General features: G+C 67.7%; 14 protein-coding genes. 9 read left to right on the forward strand and 5 right to left on the reverse strand.

The features are described 5' to 3' along the window. Window positions 1-60 precede the first annotated feature (60 nt). Complete coding sequence (gene dgoD / locus CFB52_RS13950; protein ID WP_059578798.1) at window positions 61-1,209, forward strand: galactonate dehydratase; 1,149 nt, start codon at window positions 61-63, stop codon at window positions 1,207-1,209. 120 nt (window positions 1,210-1,329) lie between these two features. On the opposite strand, the gene CFB52_RS13955 is transcribed toward dgoD, so the two are convergent. Next, the gene (locus CFB52_RS13955) at window positions 1,330-2,262 is read right to left on the reverse strand and encodes a CopD family protein (RefSeq protein ID WP_059578801.1); all 933 of its coding nucleotides are present in this window, start codon (window positions 2,260-2,262) and stop codon (window positions 1,330-1,332) included. A 378-nt stretch (window positions 2,263-2,640) separates the two neighbouring features. On the opposite strand from CFB52_RS13955, the gene CFB52_RS13960 reads away from it, so the two are divergent. From CFB52_RS13960 to CFB52_RS13970, 3 genes are all read left to right on the forward strand, one after another. Next, window positions 2,641-3,405, forward strand: coding sequence for a c-type cytochrome (locus tag CFB52_RS13960; protein WP_006477898.1), 765 nt, complete (start codon window positions 2,641-2,643; stop codon window positions 3,403-3,405). Window positions 3,406-3,424: 19 nt separating this feature from the next. Then, the gene (locus tag CFB52_RS13965) at window positions 3,425-4,723 is read left to right on the forward strand and encodes a cytochrome c (protein WP_059578646.1); all 1,299 of its coding nucleotides are present in this window, start codon (window positions 3,425-3,427) and stop codon (window positions 4,721-4,723) included. Between the two features lie 137 nt (window positions 4,724-4,860). After that, the gene (locus CFB52_RS13970; RefSeq protein WP_059578649.1) at window positions 4,861-6,300 is read left to right on the forward strand and encodes a DEAD/DEAH box helicase; all 1,440 of its coding nucleotides are present in this window, start codon (window positions 4,861-4,863) and stop codon (window positions 6,298-6,300) included. On the opposite strand, the gene CFB52_RS13975 is transcribed toward CFB52_RS13970, so the two are convergent. The 3 genes from CFB52_RS13975 to CFB52_RS13985 all read right to left on the reverse strand — a co-directional run bounded on the left by CFB52_RS13975 (window position 6,294) and on the right by CFB52_RS13985 (window position 9,665). Continuing rightward, window positions 6,294-6,800, reverse strand: coding sequence for a hypothetical protein (locus CFB52_RS13975; RefSeq protein ID WP_059578652.1), 507 nt, complete (start codon window positions 6,798-6,800; stop codon window positions 6,294-6,296). The genes CFB52_RS13970 and CFB52_RS13975 overlap by 7 nt on opposite strands. A 70-nt stretch (window positions 6,801-6,870) precedes the next feature. Beyond that, window positions 6,871-7,698 (reverse strand): ferritin-like domain-containing protein, encoded by an 828-nt coding sequence (locus tag CFB52_RS13980; protein WP_011546143.1) that lies wholly within the window; start codon window positions 7,696-7,698, stop codon window positions 6,871-6,873. Window positions 7,699-8,024: 326 nt separating this feature from the next. Continuing rightward, window positions 8,025-9,665, reverse strand: coding sequence for a gamma-glutamyltransferase family protein (locus CFB52_RS13985; RefSeq protein WP_099316965.1), 1,641 nt, complete (start codon window positions 9,663-9,665; stop codon window positions 8,025-8,027). Between the two features lie 213 nt (window positions 9,666-9,878). Between CFB52_RS13985 and CFB52_RS13990 the strand changes: the two genes are divergently transcribed. Together CFB52_RS13990 and CFB52_RS14000 are read left to right on the forward strand one after the other, a co-directional pair. Further along, entirely contained in the window at window positions 9,879-10,658 is a 780-nt protein-coding gene (locus CFB52_RS13990) for a DeoR/GlpR family DNA-binding transcription regulator (protein WP_034208319.1), read from the forward strand. Window positions 10,659-10,959: 301 nt separating this feature from the next. Then, a complete protein-coding gene (locus tag CFB52_RS14000) occupies window positions 10,960-11,157 on the forward strand; it encodes a hypothetical protein (RefSeq protein WP_006477892.1) in 198 nt (65 codons plus the stop codon). Window positions 11,158-11,247: 90 nt separating this feature from the next. Here CFB52_RS14000 and CFB52_RS14005 read toward each other — a convergent pair whose 3' ends face one another. Then, entirely contained in the window at window positions 11,248-11,616 is a 369-nt protein-coding gene (locus CFB52_RS14005; protein WP_059643011.1) for a hypothetical protein, read from the reverse strand. A gap of 162 nt (window positions 11,617-11,778) precedes the next feature. Here CFB52_RS14005 and glpD point away from each other — a divergent pair, with 162 nt between their 5' ends. The 3 genes from glpD to CFB52_RS14020 all read left to right on the forward strand — a co-directional run bounded on the left by glpD (window position 11,779) and on the right by CFB52_RS14020 (window position 15,713). Then, window positions 11,779-13,302, forward strand: coding sequence for a glycerol-3-phosphate dehydrogenase (gene glpD / locus CFB52_RS14010; RefSeq protein WP_059643008.1), 1,524 nt, complete (start codon window positions 11,779-11,781; stop codon window positions 13,300-13,302). 110 nt (window positions 13,303-13,412) lie between these two features. Further along, a complete protein-coding gene (gene glpK, locus CFB52_RS14015) occupies window positions 13,413-14,915 on the forward strand; it encodes a glycerol kinase GlpK (protein ID WP_059578659.1) in 1,503 nt (500 codons plus the stop codon). Between the two features lie 81 nt (window positions 14,916-14,996). Further along, a complete protein-coding gene (locus CFB52_RS14020; protein WP_011546148.1) occupies window positions 14,997-15,713 on the forward strand; it encodes an MIP/aquaporin family protein in 717 nt (238 codons plus the stop codon). Window positions 15,714-15,741: the final 28 nt, after the last annotated feature.

A 15,741-nucleotide genomic window follows, 5' to 3' on the forward strand; every position in this document is an offset into this window, starting at 1 on the left:
AAGCACGGATCGTGCGCCGCGCCCGAACGGTCGCGCCGGTCAATCATGGAGACTCGCATCGTGAAAATCACCCGCCTCGAAACCTTCGTCGTCCCGCCGCGCTGGCTGTTCCTCAAGATCGAAACCGACGAGGGTGTCGTCGGCTGGGGCGAGCCGGTCGTCGAAGGCCGCGCGCACACGGTCGAGGCCGCCGTGCAGGAACTGGCCGACTACCTCGTCGGCCGCGACCCGCTCCTGATCGAGGATCACTGGCAGGTGATGTACCGCGCGGGCTTCTACCGCGGCGGCCCGATCATGATGAGCGCGATCGCGGGCGTCGACCAGGCGCTGTGGGACATCAAGGGCAAGCATCACGGCGTGCCGGTGCATGCGTTGCTCGGCGGCCAGGTGCGCGAGCGCATCAAGGTGTATTCGTGGATCGGCGGCGACCGGCCGAGCGACGTCGCGAACAATGCGCGCGCGGTCGTCGAGCGCGGCTTCAAGGCCGTGAAGATGAACGGCTCCGAGGAGCTGCAGATCGTCGACACCTACGACAAGGTCGAGCAGGTGATCGCGAACGTCGCGGCGGTGCGCGACGCGGTCGGCCCGCACGTCGGGATCGGCGTCGACTTCCACGGCCGCGTGCACAAGCCGATGGCGAAGGTGCTCGCGAAGGAACTCGATCCGTACAAGCTGATGTTCATCGAGGAGCCGGTGCTGTCGGAGAACGCCGAGGCGCTGCGCGACATCGTCAACCAGACCAACACGCCGATCGCGCTCGGCGAGCGGCTGTACTCGCGCTGGGACTTCAAGCACATCCTCGCGGGCGGCTACGTCGACATCATCCAGCCGGACGCGTCGCACGCGGGCGGCATCACCGAGTGCCGCAAGATCGCGACGCTCGCGGAAAGCTACGACGTGGCGCTGGCGCTGCACTGCCCGCTCGGGCCGATCGCGCTCGCCGCGTGCCTGCAGCTCGACGCGGTCAGCTACAACGCGTTCATCCAGGAACAGAGCCTCGGCATCCACTACAACCAGGGCAACGACCTGCTCGACTACCTGCGCAACCCCGAAGTGTTCCGCTACGAGGACGGCTTCGTCGCGATCCCGCAGGGCCCGGGGCTCGGCATCGACGTGAACGAGGAGAAGGTGCGCGAGATGGCGAAGACGGGCCATCGCTGGCGCAACCCGGTGTGGCGCCACGCGGACGGCAGCGTCGCCGAGTGGTGAGTACGACGCGCATCGCGCGCGGCCGAGGCCGGCGCGGTACGCATCGACTCGGACGGCCGCCCGACGGGCGGCCGTTCTGCATGCGCGGCGCCGTGACGTCGCGCCGTGCGAGACACGCCGTCAGCCGAGCGCCGCGAAGCCCGGCACGCTGAACGACAGCACGGCCGCCGCGACGAACACGCCGATCATCGTCATCCCTTCCAGATGCAGGATGTTGCGGAACGTGTGCGCGTCCTCGGTCGACGCGGTGCGGCGCAGGCGCGGCAGCGCCGAGAAGCGGTTGAGCCCGCCGAGCACGAGCGCGAGCGCGACGAGCAGCAGCTTCAGCAGCAACACGCGGCCCCACGTGCTGCCGTCGAGCGGCGCGAGCGAGCCGCCGAGCCCGCGGATCGCATTGAGCGCGCCGGTGCCGAGCACGAAGACGACCGCGACGATCGACGTGCGCGACAGGTGCTGGCCGATGCGGATCAGCGCGCCGCGCGCGACCGACGTCCCGAGCGCCGGCAACACCGCGAGCCCGCCCGCGAGCACGAGGCCGCCCCATACGGCGGTGGCCAGCAGGTGCAGCGTCTGCACGCCGACCGCCGCGGACAGCACGCCGCTGTCGGCCGCATGGCCGAGCGACGCCTTGCCGGCCGCCACCACGATCACCGCGAACCACAGCACCGCATGCGCGAGCGGGCCGTCCGGCTTCGCGAGCGCGACGATCGCGAGCAGCACCGCGCCGGCGAACGCGACGCTCCATGCGAAGCCCGTGTGCGTCTGCATCAGCATGACGGGAATCGCGGCGAACGCGCCGCCGAGCCCCGCGCCGCTCATCGCCGCGGCCTCGTACACGAGCCAGCCGAGATCGGCGAGCACCAGCGCCAGCGCGGCCGCCACCAGCGAATGTTGCGCGCGCAGCCATGCCGGGTGCGACGGCGCAATGACCGGCCGCGCGCCGTCCTTGCCGAGCCACGCCTTGAGCAGCGCCGAGCCGACCGCCATCGCGAACGCCGCATCCATCAGCGCCGCGAGCGCGACCTGGCCGATCCACAAGCTGTCGAACTTCATCGCGCGCACCCTCCCGCAAGCGGCAGGCCGGCAGCGCGGCGGCAACGGGACGGACAGCGTGAGGCAGGCAACGGCACGGTAGAAAACGTCATCGATGAATCCGGAAACGGGAGAAATGACTGGGTCAGCGGCGGAGGCGGCGCCGCGCGACCCGCGAGTGTACGGTCTTCGAGGGTGAAAGCGCACGCCGGTTCACTCGACCGTCGCGCAATGCGCGTCAAATTGTCGCAAGTCGCAAACGGACAGGAACCGATGTCCTTTCGTCAAATAGCCGTCATTACCCATCGATGATAGAATGCCGCGTCGCAGCAGCCCGGCTGTCCTGCCGTCCATGCGCCGAGCCGATCGTAGCCCGGACAAGGTCCCCGACGAATAAACATGGAGTCTCGTGTGTCTTCAAGACGCCTCTTCCGTCCGCTGCTCGCCGTTCTGATGATCGGCGGCGCGGGCCTTATGAGCGCTGCCCAAGCGCAGACCAAGCCCACGGAGCAAGCGCACGCCCAGCAGGCGCCGCTCAAGGCACCCGATACCATGGCCGAGCGCGTGCGCGGCTGTACCGCATGCCACGGCGTCCACGGCCAGGGCACGGACAACGACTATTTCCCGCGTCTTGCCGGCAAGCCGGCCGAGTACCTGTACAACCAGCTCGTCAACTTCCGCGACGGCCGGCGCAAGTACCCGCCGATGAACTATCTGCTCACGTACCTGAACGACGACTACCTGCGCGAAATCGCCGAGCACTTCTCGGCCGAGCGTCCGCCGTACCCGACGCCGGCGAAGCCGACGCTGCCGGCCGCGACGCTCGCACGCGGCAAGCAGCTCGTCACGCAGGGCGACCCGGCCCGCAAGCTGCCGGCCTGCGTGGCCTGCCACGGCGCGGGGCTGACCGGCATGCAGCCGGCGATCCCGGGCCTCGTCGGCCTGCACGCCGATTACCTGAGCGCCCAGCTCGGCGCATGGCGCTCGGGCAACCGCCACGCGAAGGCGCCCGATTGCATGCACGACATCGCCGCGAAGCTTTCCGACGAAGACGTGACGGCCGTGACCGCATGGCTCGCCGCGCAACCGGCGCCCGCCAACCCCGTGCCGGCCCCGGCGCGTTCGATGAAGACTCCGCTCGCCTGCGGCAGCGAACCGCAATAAGGCAAGGGAGACAGACACAATGAAACGCAAGTCCCTGTTTGCACTCTCGGCCGTCGCGATCGTCGCGGCTGCCGCCCTCGTGCCGGTCCTGTGGCCGGGCAACGACACGCTGCACGGCGCTGCCGCCGTCGCGGCCACGCCGGCCGACCAGGCCGCGCTGATCAAGAAGGGCGAATACCTCGCGCGCGTCGGCGACTGTATCGCGTGCCACACGGTGCGCGGCGGCAAGTCGTTCGCGGGCGGCCTGCCGATGGCGACGCCGTTCGGCACGATGTACACCCCGAACATCACGCCGGACGACCAGAACGGTATCGGCAAGTGGACGTCGGACGACTTCTACCGCGCGATGCACACGGGTCGCTCGAAGGACGGCAGCCTGCTGTACCCGGGCTTCCCGTTCGCGAGCTACACGAAGGTCACGCGCGCCGATTCGGACGCGATCTACGCGTACCTGCGTTCGGTCCCGCCGGTGTCGGTGCCGAGCCGTCCGCACGAACTGAAGTTCCCGTTCAACAACCGCAACCTGCTGATCGGCTGGCGCACGCTGTTCTTCAAGGAAGGCGAGTACAAGCCGGATCCGACGAAGTCGGTCGAATGGAACCGCGGCGCGTATCTCGTCGAAGGCCTCGGCCACTGCTCGATGTGCCACACGTCGATCAACATGATGGGCGGCCCGGTGAACTCGTCGGCGTTCGCCGGCGGCCTGATCCCGCTGCAGAACTGGTATGCGCCGTCGCTGACGAACGACAAGGAACTCGGCCTCGGCGACTGGCACGTGCAGGAGCTGTCCGACCTGCTGCAGGCCGGCGTGTCGCAGAAGGGCGCGGTATTCGGCCCGATGGCGGACGTGGTCCACAACAGCCTGCAGTACATGACCGACGAAGATACGCGCGCGATGTCGACGTACCTGAAGTCGATCCCGCAGAAGGCTGAAGCGCCGAAGAACATGCAGTACGAGCCGTCGAAGCAGTTCGGCAACGCGCTGTTCGAACAGGGCAAGAAGATCTACGCGGACAACTGCGCGACCTGCCACGCCGAAAACGGCGCGGGCAAGCCGCCGGCCTATCCGCCGCTCGCGGGCAACCACTCGATCATGATGGAATCGGCCGTCAACCCGATCCGCATGGTGCTGAATGGCGGCTACCCGCCGAGCACGTTCAAGAATCCGCGTCCGTACGGGATGCCGCCGTTCGCGCAGTCGCTGTCGAACCAGGAAGTCGCGGCGGTTGTCACGTATATCCGGATGTCATGGGGTAACAACGGTACGCCGATCTCGCCGCAACAGGTGAGCGATCTGCGTTCCGCGCCGCTCGACTAAGAAGCGGCGCACACAAACGGGGCGCGGCTGCGGGAAACCGCGGCCGCGCCCTTTTGCTTTTTGGCTGTTTTGCGATGCAGGTTTGCCGCGCGGGCCGCGCGATGCATCGCCGATCATAAAACTCAAGAGTGGTATCTATGTCTTTCGAATCTCTCGGCCTGGCCGAACCGCTGGTCAAGGCGGTCAACGAGCTCGGCTACACGTCGCCGACTCCGATCCAGCAGCAGGCCATTCCGGCCGTCCTCGGCGGCGGCGACCTGCTCGCCGGCGCGCAAACCGGCACCGGCAAGACCGCCGGCTTCACGCTGCCGATCCTGCAACGCCTGCACACGTTCTACGCCGAGCACCGCGGCGCGAAGCGCGCGGTGCGCGCGCTGATCCTCACGCCGACGCGCGAACTCGCCGCCCAGGTCGAGGAAAGCGTGCGCGCGTACAGCAAGTACCTGAAGCTGCGCTCGACCGTGATGTTCGGCGGCGTCAGCATCAATCCGCAGATCGATGCGCTCAAGCGTGGCGTCGACATCGTCGTCGCGACGCCGGGGCGCCTGCTCGACCACATGCAGCAGAAGACCATCGACCTGTCGGATCTCGACATCCTCGTGCTCGACGAAGCCGACCGGATGCTCGACATGGGCTTCATCCACGACATCAAGCGCGTGCTCGCGAAGCTGCCGCCGCAGCGCCAGAACCTGCTGTTCTCGGCCACCTTCTCCGATGAAATCAAGGCGCTCGCCGACAGCCTGCTCGACTCGCCCGCACTGATCGAGGTCGCGCGCCGCAACACGACCGCCGAGAGCGTCGCGCAGAAGATCCATCCGGTCGACCGCGATCGCAAGCGCGAGCTGCTCACGCACCTGATCCGCGAACACAACTGGTTCCAGGTGCTCGTGTTCACGCGCACCAAGCACGGCGCGAACCGGCTCGCCGAGCAGTTGACGAAGGACGGCATCAGCGCGATGGCGATCCACGGCAACAAGAGCCAGTCGGCGCGTACGCGCGCGCTGGCCGAGTTCAAGAACAGCACGCTGCAGGTGCTCGTCGCGACCGATATCGCCGCGCGCGGGATCGACATCGACCAGTTGCCGCACGTCGTCAACTTCGATCTGCCGAACGTGCCGGAAGACTACGTGCACCGGATCGGCCGCACGGGCCGCGCCGGCGCGACCGGCGAAGCCGTGTCGCTCGTGTGCGTCGACGAGAAGCAGTTGCTGCGCGACATCGAGCGGCTGATCAAGCGCGAGATTCCGCAGGAAGTGATCGCGGGCTTCGAACCCGATCCGAACGCGAAACCGGAGCCGATCCAGCAGCGCCGTGGCCAGCAGCAGCCGCGTGGCGGTGGCGGCGGCAATCGTCAGCCACGTGCCGGCGGCTCAGGCCAGCCGGCCGCGAAGCGCGACGGCAACGCGCAACCGAAGGCCGCGCAGCAGAAGGCCGCGAAGCCGCGCACGCAAGGCGGGGCCGGCGGCAATGGCGGCGGACGTCCGGCAGGCGGCGGCAACGGCGCCCGCCCGGCAAGCGGCAACGCCGCGCATCCGAACCGCAACCGTTCGTCGCGCAGCGGCCAGCGCGGTCACTGAAGCCGCGCGGCCGCGCGCCGCAGGTGCTCGATCTGGCGTCGCCAGCGTGCGAGCACCGCGGCGCGCTCCCCTTCCAGCGTGAACGTGACGCCTGTCGCGAGACGCGCATAGCCGACCCGCTGCGCATCGCCGTGCGCGATCGTCGCAGCGAATCCGGCCAGGCCGCCGAAGTCTCCTTCGAGCGGCGCCATCTCCAGTTGCGCCTGAAAGAACGCACCGTCCGCGACGAGCGTCAACGCGGCCGTGCGCCGCTGCGCGATCGCGCGCGCCGCCCGCGACTGCGGCCAGAGCGCGATCAGCAGCGTGCGTGCATCATGTGCGTAGATCTCGCCGACGCCGAGCAGCGTCGTGCGCAACTGGCCGTCGTCGGTCGCGACGATCAGCGACGCGGCGAGGTCGGCATGACGCTCGAGCGCGGTGCCGTCGAACAGCGACACGACGGCGGGTGGCCACGCGTCGAACGTCCATTGTTCGAGCGCGTGGCGATGGGTATCGGTCATGATGGCGTGGCCCGGGCGCGAATCGGATGAGAATGCACCAGCATACGCGCGACGGGCCGTGCCGCGGCGATCAGCGCAGGAAAACGTGCCGCGTGATCTTCGTGAGCGGATAGTGGACGCCCGGCTGGATCTTCGCGGGCAGGTCGAGCGGCTTGAGCAGCATCTTCACGCACATGTCGGCCGACAGATTGCGCCGGACGAGCGAATTGATGCGTGCGGCGCGCTCGCGGTTGTATTGGCTGTCGCCGACGCGGTCCGGATAGCGGATCGCGAACACGTGGCGCAGCGCGATCTCGGAATCCTCGTTCTTGATTTCCATCACGCGGCGCGCCAGCGCCCCGAGCACCGCGAGCCGGCCGTTGCCTTCGACCTGGTTGTACTTCTTGAAGAACTTGAAGAAGTGCTTGTAGTGACGCACTTCGTCCGTGCGGATGTTGTCGGTGATTTCCTTCAGCACCGGCTCGTCCGAGCATTCGTTGATCGCGCGATAGAGCGTGGCCGTGCCCGTCTCGACGACGCAGCGTGCGACCATTTCGAGCGCGCGGGTTTTTTCGAACGCCTCGACCGAGCAGGTCTTCGAATACTCGGCGAAGAAATTCGCGAAGGCCGTATCCCAGTCGAACTCGGGCCACACGTGCGCGATATACGCCTTCAGCGCGCGGCCGTGCTGCAATTCTTCGGGCTCCCATGCATTGTTGAGCCATGCGGAGACTTCCGGATCGTCATTGAAGAATTCGCTCAGATTGCTCGTATAGAGATCCGAGCCGCTTTCGATGAACGACGACGCGCACAGCAGCAGCAGCAAATCCTCGTTCGCGGCGGCACGCTGACGATCGATCCGGTTCAGGTCGATGTCCTCGATACGCCACGGCATCACATGCGTCGTTTTGGTGTCCATGGTGGTGCGCTCCCAGTCGCCGCGCGGAGGCCGGCCCATGCCTGGGGCACAGGCGCCAGCCGATCCGCGGCGGCGTTTTACTTGCGTTTATAGTGAGTCGGTCCGGCCGAACCATTCTGGCATCTTAGCCGGACTTTCATGTTCGTGCTCCAAAGCACTGACCATACCCGACAGGCGCAGTTCCACGGCGTCCGTTGCCGTTCGTTAGATGAGACCTTCAAACCGCTTGCGCGCGTTCGATGGACATGCGCCGCGCCAAATGAAACGGGCGGCCGCCGGGCCGCCCGTGATGCCGGGAAACTGCAAGGAAAGCTGGAAGCGATCCGTCAGAAACCGGCCGCCAGCCCGTCGCGCCGGCTGTCGCTCGCGGCCACGTAGCCGCGCTCCGGATCGTCGGGATCGAGGCGCCAGACGAACTGCCCCGAACCGAAATCCATGTACGGATCGTCGATCGACTTGATCGTATGGCCGCGGGCGGCCAGCCCGTCGACGGTCGCGCGGTTCATCGTCGCCTCGACGTCGAGCGTGAAGTCGCGGTTGACTTTCCAGCGCGGCGCGCAACACGCGGCCTGCGGCTGCTGGCCATAGCCGAGCATCCGCACGACGGTCTGCAGATGGCCTTGCGGCTGCATGTCGCCGCCCATCACGCCGAAGCTCATCACGGCCTCGGTGCGGCCGTTGGCCTGCTCGGTGACGAACGCCGGGATGATCGTGTGGAACGGCCGCTTGCCGCCCGCGACGACGTTCGGCGAAGCCGGGTCCATCGAGAAGCCGTGCCCGCGGTTCTGCAGCGCAATGCCCGTACCGGGCACGACGAGCCCCGAACCGAAGCCCATGTAGTTCGACTGGATGAAGCTCACCATCATCCCGCGCTCGTCGGCCGCCGACAGGTAGATCGTGCCGCCCGAATGCGGGCGGCCGGCGGCGAAGTGCGTCGCGCGCGCGCGATCGATCAGCTTCGCGCGTTCGGCGAGATAGGCGTCGTCGAGCATCTGTTCGGGCGTGACGTCCATCGCGCGCGGATCGGCGACGTAGCGATAGACATCGGCGAACGCGAGCTTCATCGCCTCGATCTGCAGATGCTGCGAATCGACCGAGTCGACCGGCCATTCGGTCACGCCCGCGTGCTCGGCGATGCCGAGCGCGATCAGCGCGGCGATGCCCTGCCCGTTCGGCGGAATCTCGTGAATCGTGTGGCGGCCGAAGCGCTTGCCGATCGGCTCGACCCATTCCGGCCGGTACGCGCGCAGGTCGGCTTCGGTCAGCGCCCCGCCGCCCTCGCGCGCGAACGCGGCGAGACGCTCGGCGAGCGCGCCTTCGTAGAACGCCCGGGCGCCTTCCGTCGCGAGCGTGCGCAGCGTCTGCGCATGACCGGGCAGGCATACGCGTTCGCCGACGAGCGGCGCGCGGCCGCGCGGCATGAAGGTGTCCGCGAAACCCGGCAGGCCCCGCAGTTCGGGGACGGCCGCCGCCCACTTGTGCGCGACGATCGGCGGCACCGAATAGCCGCGCTCCGCGATCTCGATCGCCGGCTCGAGCAGGTCCGCGAACGGCAGCGAACCGAACTTCGCGTGCAGCGCTTCCCAGCCCGCGATCACGCCCGGCACGGTGACGGTGTCCCAGCCGCGGGTCGGCTTGTTCGCGATGCCGCGCGCGTCCTCGCCGTGGCGCTGGCGGAAGTGGTCGACGTTCCATGCGGCCGGCGCGACGCCCGATGCATTGAGTCCGGACAGTCGCTCGCCGTCCCACACGAGCGCGAACGCATCGCCGCCGAGCCCGCACGACACCGGCTCGACGACGGTGATCGCGGCGGCCGCGGCCAGCGCCGCGTCCACCGCGTTGCCGCCCTTCCACAGCATCCGCAACCCGGCCTGCGCGGCCAGCGGGTGCGACGTCGACACGACGTTGCGCGCGAACACCGGGATGCGGGTTGTCGGATACGGGTTGTGCCAGTTGAAGTCAGTCATCGATGCCACCTTGTCGAAAACGGGATGAACGCGCGCCCGCACGCGCGGGCCATCCGCCATTGCAGCGCGATCGGCACGATCGCACAAATTCATTTGTCACATGAATCCATGCTATTTCCACATGAATCAGGCGCACCGACGCCCGGCAGGCCGGCCGAACGCCGTTGCCGCCCTTACAATACCCGCTCCGTCTCACGACACGACCATCGAGCCATGACCCGAGATCCCCGCCTCACCCTCAACGCGCGCCAGCAGGAATTGCTCGAATGGGTGCAGCGCGACGGCTTCGTGACCGTCGACGATCTCGCCGCGCACTTCGCGGTGACGCCGCAGACGATCCGCCGCGACGTGAACTGGCTCGCCGACCTGAACCTGCTGCGCCGCTACCACGGCGGCGCGAGCCTGCCGACCAGCTCGGAGAACGTGTCGTACACGGCGCGCCAGCGGATGTTTCACGACGAGAAGCGGCGCATCGCGGCGCTCGCGGCGTCGCACATCCCCGACCAGGCGTCGCTGTTCATCAATCTCGGCACGACGACCGAGGAAGTCGCGCGCGCGCTGAACCGCCATCACGGGCTGCACGTGATCACCAACAACCTGAACGTCGCGTCGATGATGAGCGGCTACCCCGACTGCGAAGTGCTGATCACGGGCGGCATCGTGCGGCCGTGGGACAAGGGCATCGTCGGCGAGCTCGCGATCGACTTCATCCGCCAGTTCAAGGTCGACTACGCGATCATCGGCACGTCGGCGATCGAGGCCGACGGCACGCTGCGCGATTTCGACACGCGCGAGGTGCGCGTCGCCGAGGCGATCATGCAGCATGCGCGCACGGTCTACCTCGTGACCGACCATTCGAAGGTCGGCCGCCCGGCGCTGGTGCGCCAGGGCCATCTGAGCCAGGTGCACGCGCTCTTCACCGACAAGCCGCTGCCGCCCGACATGGCCGACACGGTCGCCGCCGCCGGCACCCAGGTGTACGTCGCGGAATGACGATCGCGATGCTGCACCGCACCTGAAACTTCAAGTGAAATCAAGAAGTTGGCGCCGCGCGCGAACCGCTTGTGGCATGCGTTTCTGTCAAACGGAAAATTAACGGGGCACGATTTGTCGTTGCCTGCGCGCTCGACTAGACTCCAGTTCCCCGGCCCGTTCGCCGATCCGCCTGTGCCAGGGCGGTGCGAATCGCAGGCCGGCGAATGCAGCTTTTCCCCCCAAGCCATACCCTCGCGGGGTATCGCGCGGCGGCGTGTACGCCGGCCGCGCGGGCAGTCCGATTGCCATGGAGAGAACGATGCTGAGTCCGCATGAATTCGCCACGCTCTTGCTTGTAAAGGACGCGCCTGATCAGCGCGACATGGATCGGGATGAACTGGACATCCTGCTCGAACAACAACTCGTCCGCCTGGAAGGGCTCGGCTCGGGGCGCAAATACTGCGTGACCGAGACCGGCGACGCCGCGCTGCGATCCATCAAGTACCGCTATTCGTAAGCCCGCTGTTCCCGACCTGACCTGATCGCGCGGCCGGATTCCGGCCGCGCGGTCATTCTGCCTCCCGCCTGCCCGTCGCCGCCGCCGGCTTCAGCCGCCGCGCAGCGTCGGATCGACCGCCGCCCGCCAGCTGATGGCCTGCGCGCGTGCGCCGTTGAAATACGCGATCCAGCCGGCGCGTGCCGCCGCGTCGGGCGCCGCATAGTGGGTCGAAAGTTCGTTTACGAACGCACAATAGTTCGCTTCGGTCAGCCCACGATACCGTTTCGCGACGTACGCGTCGTACAGCGTCGAGTACACCGGCTGCGCGTCCGCGCCCCAGTCGCGCGCCGCGCCGCCGCACGACGTCTGCAGGTCGACGAACGACGGCGCCCGCCAGTTGCCCGCGAGCGGCGGCGTCCCCGCGCCGCATCCCGCCAGAAGGACGGCGCACACGCCGGCCCACATCCCAATACGCATGATTTACCTCGCGAAACGGTCGATTCCGTCAGTATCGTCCGGGATCGCGTCGCACGCTACTGGCCCCGCTTTTTCGAACTTTACTTTTTCGATTTCGTTCGTTAAATTTCGAATTCGAACATTTCGTGTTCACCCCATTTCAACAGACGATAAGGACAGCAGGTGACCCAACCGAATCGCTACGATCTGCTCGTCGTCGGCGGCGGCATCAACGGCGCGGGGATCGCGCGCGATGCGGCCGGCCGCGGCCTGTCGGTCATGCTCTGCGAACAGGACGACCTCGCGTCGCACACGTCGTCGTCCAGCACCAAGCTGATTCACGGCGGCCTGCGTTACCTCGAGTACAACGAGTTCGGGCTGGTGCGCAAGGCGCTGCAGGAGCGCGAGACGCTGCTGCGCGCGGCGCCGCACATCATGTGGCCGCTGCGCTTCGTGATGCCGCACATGCCGAACCTGCGTCCGGCCTGGCTGATCCGCATCGGCCTGTTCCTCTACGATCACCTCGCGAAACGCGAACTGCTGCCCGGCTCGCGCGGCATCGACATGCGCCGCCATGCGGCCGGCGCGCCGTTGATCGACTCGATCAAGCGCGGCTTCGTGTATTCCGACGGCTGGGTCGACGACGCGCGCCTCGTCGTGCTGAACGCGATGGATGCGAAGGAGCGCGGCGCCGAGATCCTGACGCGCACGAAGCTCGTTTCCGCCGAGCGCCGCGGCGACGAGTGGGAAGCGCGGCTGCAGCACGCCGACGGCTCGATCCGCGTCGTGCATGCGCGCGCGATCGCGAACGCGGCCGGCCCGTGGGTCGGCGACGTGCTGCACGGCGCGCTCGGCCGCGGCGCGCATCACAGCGTGCGGCTCGTGAAGGGCAGCCACATCATCACGCGCCGCCTGTTCGATCACGATCACGCGTACATCTTCCAGAACCCGGACAAGCGGATCATCTTCGCGATTCCGTACGAGCACGATTTCACGCTGATCGGCACGACCGACGTCGAATACACGAACGATCCCGCGAAGGTCGCGATCGATCGCGACGAGACGCAGTATCTGTGCGATTCGATCAACCGCTACTTCAAGCGCAAGATCTCGCCGGCCGACGTGCACTGGACCTATTCGGGCGTGCGCCCGCTGCTGGAAGACGAGAACGCGGCGAACGCGTCGGCCGTCACGCGCGACTATCGCCTCGAACTCGACGACGGCGCGGGCGCCCCGCTGCTGTCGGTGTTCGGCGGCAAGATCACGACGTTCCGCAAGCTCGCGGAAGAAGCCGGCGACATGCTGTGCCGTGCGCTCGGCCGCGACGCGAAGCGCTGGACGGCCGGCGTCGCGCTGCCGGGCGGCGACATCGCGGACGCGAAGTTCGACGTGTTCGCCGGCGCGTTCGCGAAACGTCACCCGTGGCTGCCCGCCGCGCTCGCGCGCCGCTATGCGCGTGCGTACGGCACGCGTGCGGAACGCGTGGTGGAAGGCGCGAAGTCGCTCGCCGATCTCGGCGCCGAAATCGCGCCGGGCATCCACGACGCCGAGCTGCGCTACCTGCGCGACGCCGAATGGGCGACCTGCGCGCAGGACGTGCTGTGGCGCCGCTCGAAGCTCGGCCTGCACGTCGCGCCCGGCACGCTCGATGCCGTGACCGCCGCGGTCGACGCGTGGTTCGCCGCCGCGCATGCGCCGCACGCGTGACTCGAACGCAAATTGCAGTTGCAGTTGCCTGACCGACGTTGATTCACCGACGCGCCGCCCCATGCGGCGCGCATCACAACTAAGCCGATCCACGGATGGAGATGAGAGACATGCAGGACCAGTACATCCTCGCGCTTGACCAGGGCACCACGAGTTCCCGCGCGATGCTGTTCGATCGCCAGGGCAATATCGTATCGATCGCCCAGAAGGAATTCGAACAGATCTACCCGCAACCCGGCTGGGTCGAGCACGACCCGCAGGAAATCTGGTCGACGCAAGCCGGCGTCGCCGCGGAAGCCGTCACGCGCACGGGCCTGAACGGCACGTCGATCGCGGCGATCGGCATCACCAACCAGCGCGAAACGACGATCGTCTGGGATCGCGAGACGGGCCAGCCCGTCTACAACGCGATCGTGTGGCAGGATCGCCGTACCGCCGACTTCTGCGACTCGCTGAAGAAGCAGGGCCTCGAAGCGAAGGTGCGCGCGAAGACCGGCCTGCCGATCGACTCGTACTTCTCGGCGACGAAGATCCGCTGGATCCTCGACAACGTGCCGGGCGCGCGCGACAAGGCGCGCCAGGGCAAGCTCGCATTCGGCACCGTCGACAGCTGGCTCGTGTGGAACTTCACGAAGCACGAGCTGCACGTGACCGACGTGACCAACGCGTCGCGCACGATGCTGTTCAACATCCATACGCGCGAGTGGGACAACGAGCTGCTCGAACTGCTCGACATCCCGCGCAGCATGCTGCCGGAAGTGAAGGCGTCGTCGGAGATCTACGGCCACACGAAGACCACCGTGTTCGCATCGAAGATCCCGCTCGCGGGCATCGCCGGCGACCAGCACGCGGCGCTGTTCGGCCAGATGTGCACGACGTCGGGCATGGTGAAGAACACCTACGGCACCGGCTGCTTCCTGATGATGAACACCGGCGACAAGCCGATCGAGTCGAAGAACAACCTCGTCACGACGATCGCGTGGCAGATCGGCGACGACGTGCAGTACGCGCTCGAAGGCAGCATCTTCATCGCGGGCGCGGTCGTGCAGTGGCTGCGCGACGGGGTCGGCCTCATCAAGACGGCCGCGGAAATCGAAGCGCTCGCCGCCAGCGTGCCGCATACCGACGGCGTGTATCTCGTGCCCGCGTTCGCCGGCCTCGGCGCGCCGCACTGGAACGCGCGGGCGCGCGGCTCCGTGTTCGGCGTCACGCGCGGCACGAGCGCCGCCCATCTCGCCCGCGCGGCGCTCGATGCGATCGCGTACCAGTCGCTCGACGTGCTGGCCGCAATGGAAGCCGATTCCGGCATCAGCATCGGCGAGCTGCGCGTGGACGGCGGCGCGAGCGCGAACGATCTGCTGATGCAGTTCCAGGCCGACCTGCTCGGCGTCGACGCGGTGCGTCCGCAGATCACCGAGACGACCGCGCTCGGCGCGGCCTACCTCGCGGGCCTCGCGATCGGCTACTGGAAGAACCTCGACGAAGTACGCGACCAGTGGCAGCTCGATCGCCGCTTCGCCCCGTCGATGCCCAAGGAGCAGGTCGAGCAGCGCATGGCCGGCTGGCAGCGTGCGGTACGCGCCGCGAAGGCATGGGCCGACGACGCCCAGTAACCCGAATCAATCCAGACGAAATACAACAACACCGGCGGACCGCGCGATGCGCGAGTCCGCCGTGACATACGAGAGACAACCATGTCACCTTATATTGCGGAATTCATCGGCACGGCGATCCTCGTGCTGCTCGGCAACGGCGCGGTCGCGAACGTGCTGCTTGCCAAGACCAAGGGCAAAGGCGCGGACCTGATCGTGATCGTGATGGGCTGGGCGATGGCGGTATTCGTCGCGGTCTACGTGACCGCGTCGTTCAGCGGCGCGCACCTGAACCCGATCGTCACGATCAGCCTCGCGCTCGCGGGCAAGTTCGCGTGGTCGAAAGTGGGCGGCTACGTGCTCGCGCAGATGCTCGGCGGGATGGCCGGCGCGCTGCTCGTGTGGCTCGCGTATCGCCAGCACTTCGCGAAGGAAGCCGATGCGGACCTGAAGCTCGCGGTGTTCTGCACGGCGCCCGCGATCCGCAGCACCACGCACAACGTGCTGACCGAAGCGATCTGCACGTTCGTGCTGATCCTCGGCGTGCTGTATCTCGCGTCACCGCAGGTCGGCCTCGGCGCACTCGACGCGCTGCCCGTCGGCCTGCTGGTGCTCGGCATCGGCATCTCGCTCGGCGGCCCGACCGGCTATGCGATGAGCCCCGCGCGCGACCTGTCGCCGCGCATCATGCATGCGCTGCTGCCGATTCCCGGCAAGCGCGACAGCGACTGGCGCTATGCCTGGGTGCCCGTCGTCGGCCCGCTGCTCGGCGGCGCCGCGGCAGCCGGGCTGTATCTGCGCCTGCACGCGATGGCCTGATCGCCGTTTGAACGAAGCGCGCGGCGTT

Origin of the sequence: Burkholderia sp. AU18528, from assembly GCF_002223215.2 — a bacterium.
Lineage (GTDB): Bacteria > Pseudomonadota > Gammaproteobacteria > Burkholderiales > Burkholderiaceae > Burkholderia > Burkholderia semiarida.

What these genes read in the sequence shown, in the direction of transcription:
- CFB52_RS13955 (WP_059578801.1), bottom strand. Translation starts at nt 2,262, where the DNA reads ATGAAGTTCGACAGCTTGTGGATCGGCCAGGTCGCGCTCGCGGCGCTG.
- CFB52_RS13960 (WP_006477898.1), top strand. Translation starts at nt 2,641, where the DNA reads ATGGAGTCTCGTGTGTCTTCAAGACGCCTCTTCCGTCCGCTGCTCGCC.
- CFB52_RS13965 (WP_059578646.1), top strand. Translation starts at nt 3,425, where the DNA reads ATGAAACGCAAGTCCCTGTTTGCACTCTCGGCCGTCGCGATCGTCGCG.
- CFB52_RS13970 (WP_059578649.1), top strand. Translation starts at nt 4,861, where the DNA reads ATGTCTTTCGAATCTCTCGGCCTGGCCGAACCGCTGGTCAAGGCGGTC.
- CFB52_RS13975 (WP_059578652.1), bottom strand. Translation starts at nt 6,800, where the DNA reads ATGACCGATACCCATCGCCACGCGCTCGAACAATGGACGTTCGACGCG.
- CFB52_RS13980 (WP_011546143.1), bottom strand. Translation starts at nt 7,698, where the DNA reads ATGGACACCAAAACGACGCATGTGATGCCGTGGCGTATCGAGGACATC.
- CFB52_RS13985 (WP_099316965.1), bottom strand. Translation starts at nt 9,665, where the DNA reads ATGACTGACTTCAACTGGCACAACCCGTATCCGACAACCCGCATCCCG.
- CFB52_RS13990 (WP_034208319.1), top strand. Translation starts at nt 9,879, where the DNA reads ATGACCCGAGATCCCCGCCTCACCCTCAACGCGCGCCAGCAGGAATTG.
- CFB52_RS14000 (WP_006477892.1), top strand. Translation starts at nt 10,960, where the DNA reads ATGCTGAGTCCGCATGAATTCGCCACGCTCTTGCTTGTAAAGGACGCG.
- CFB52_RS14005 (WP_059643011.1), bottom strand. Translation starts at nt 11,616, where the DNA reads ATGCGTATTGGGATGTGGGCCGGCGTGTGCGCCGTCCTTCTGGCGGGA.
- glpK (WP_059578659.1), top strand. Translation starts at nt 13,413, where the DNA reads ATGCAGGACCAGTACATCCTCGCGCTTGACCAGGGCACCACGAGTTCC.
- CFB52_RS14020 (WP_011546148.1), top strand. Translation starts at nt 14,997, where the DNA reads ATGTCACCTTATATTGCGGAATTCATCGGCACGGCGATCCTCGTGCTG.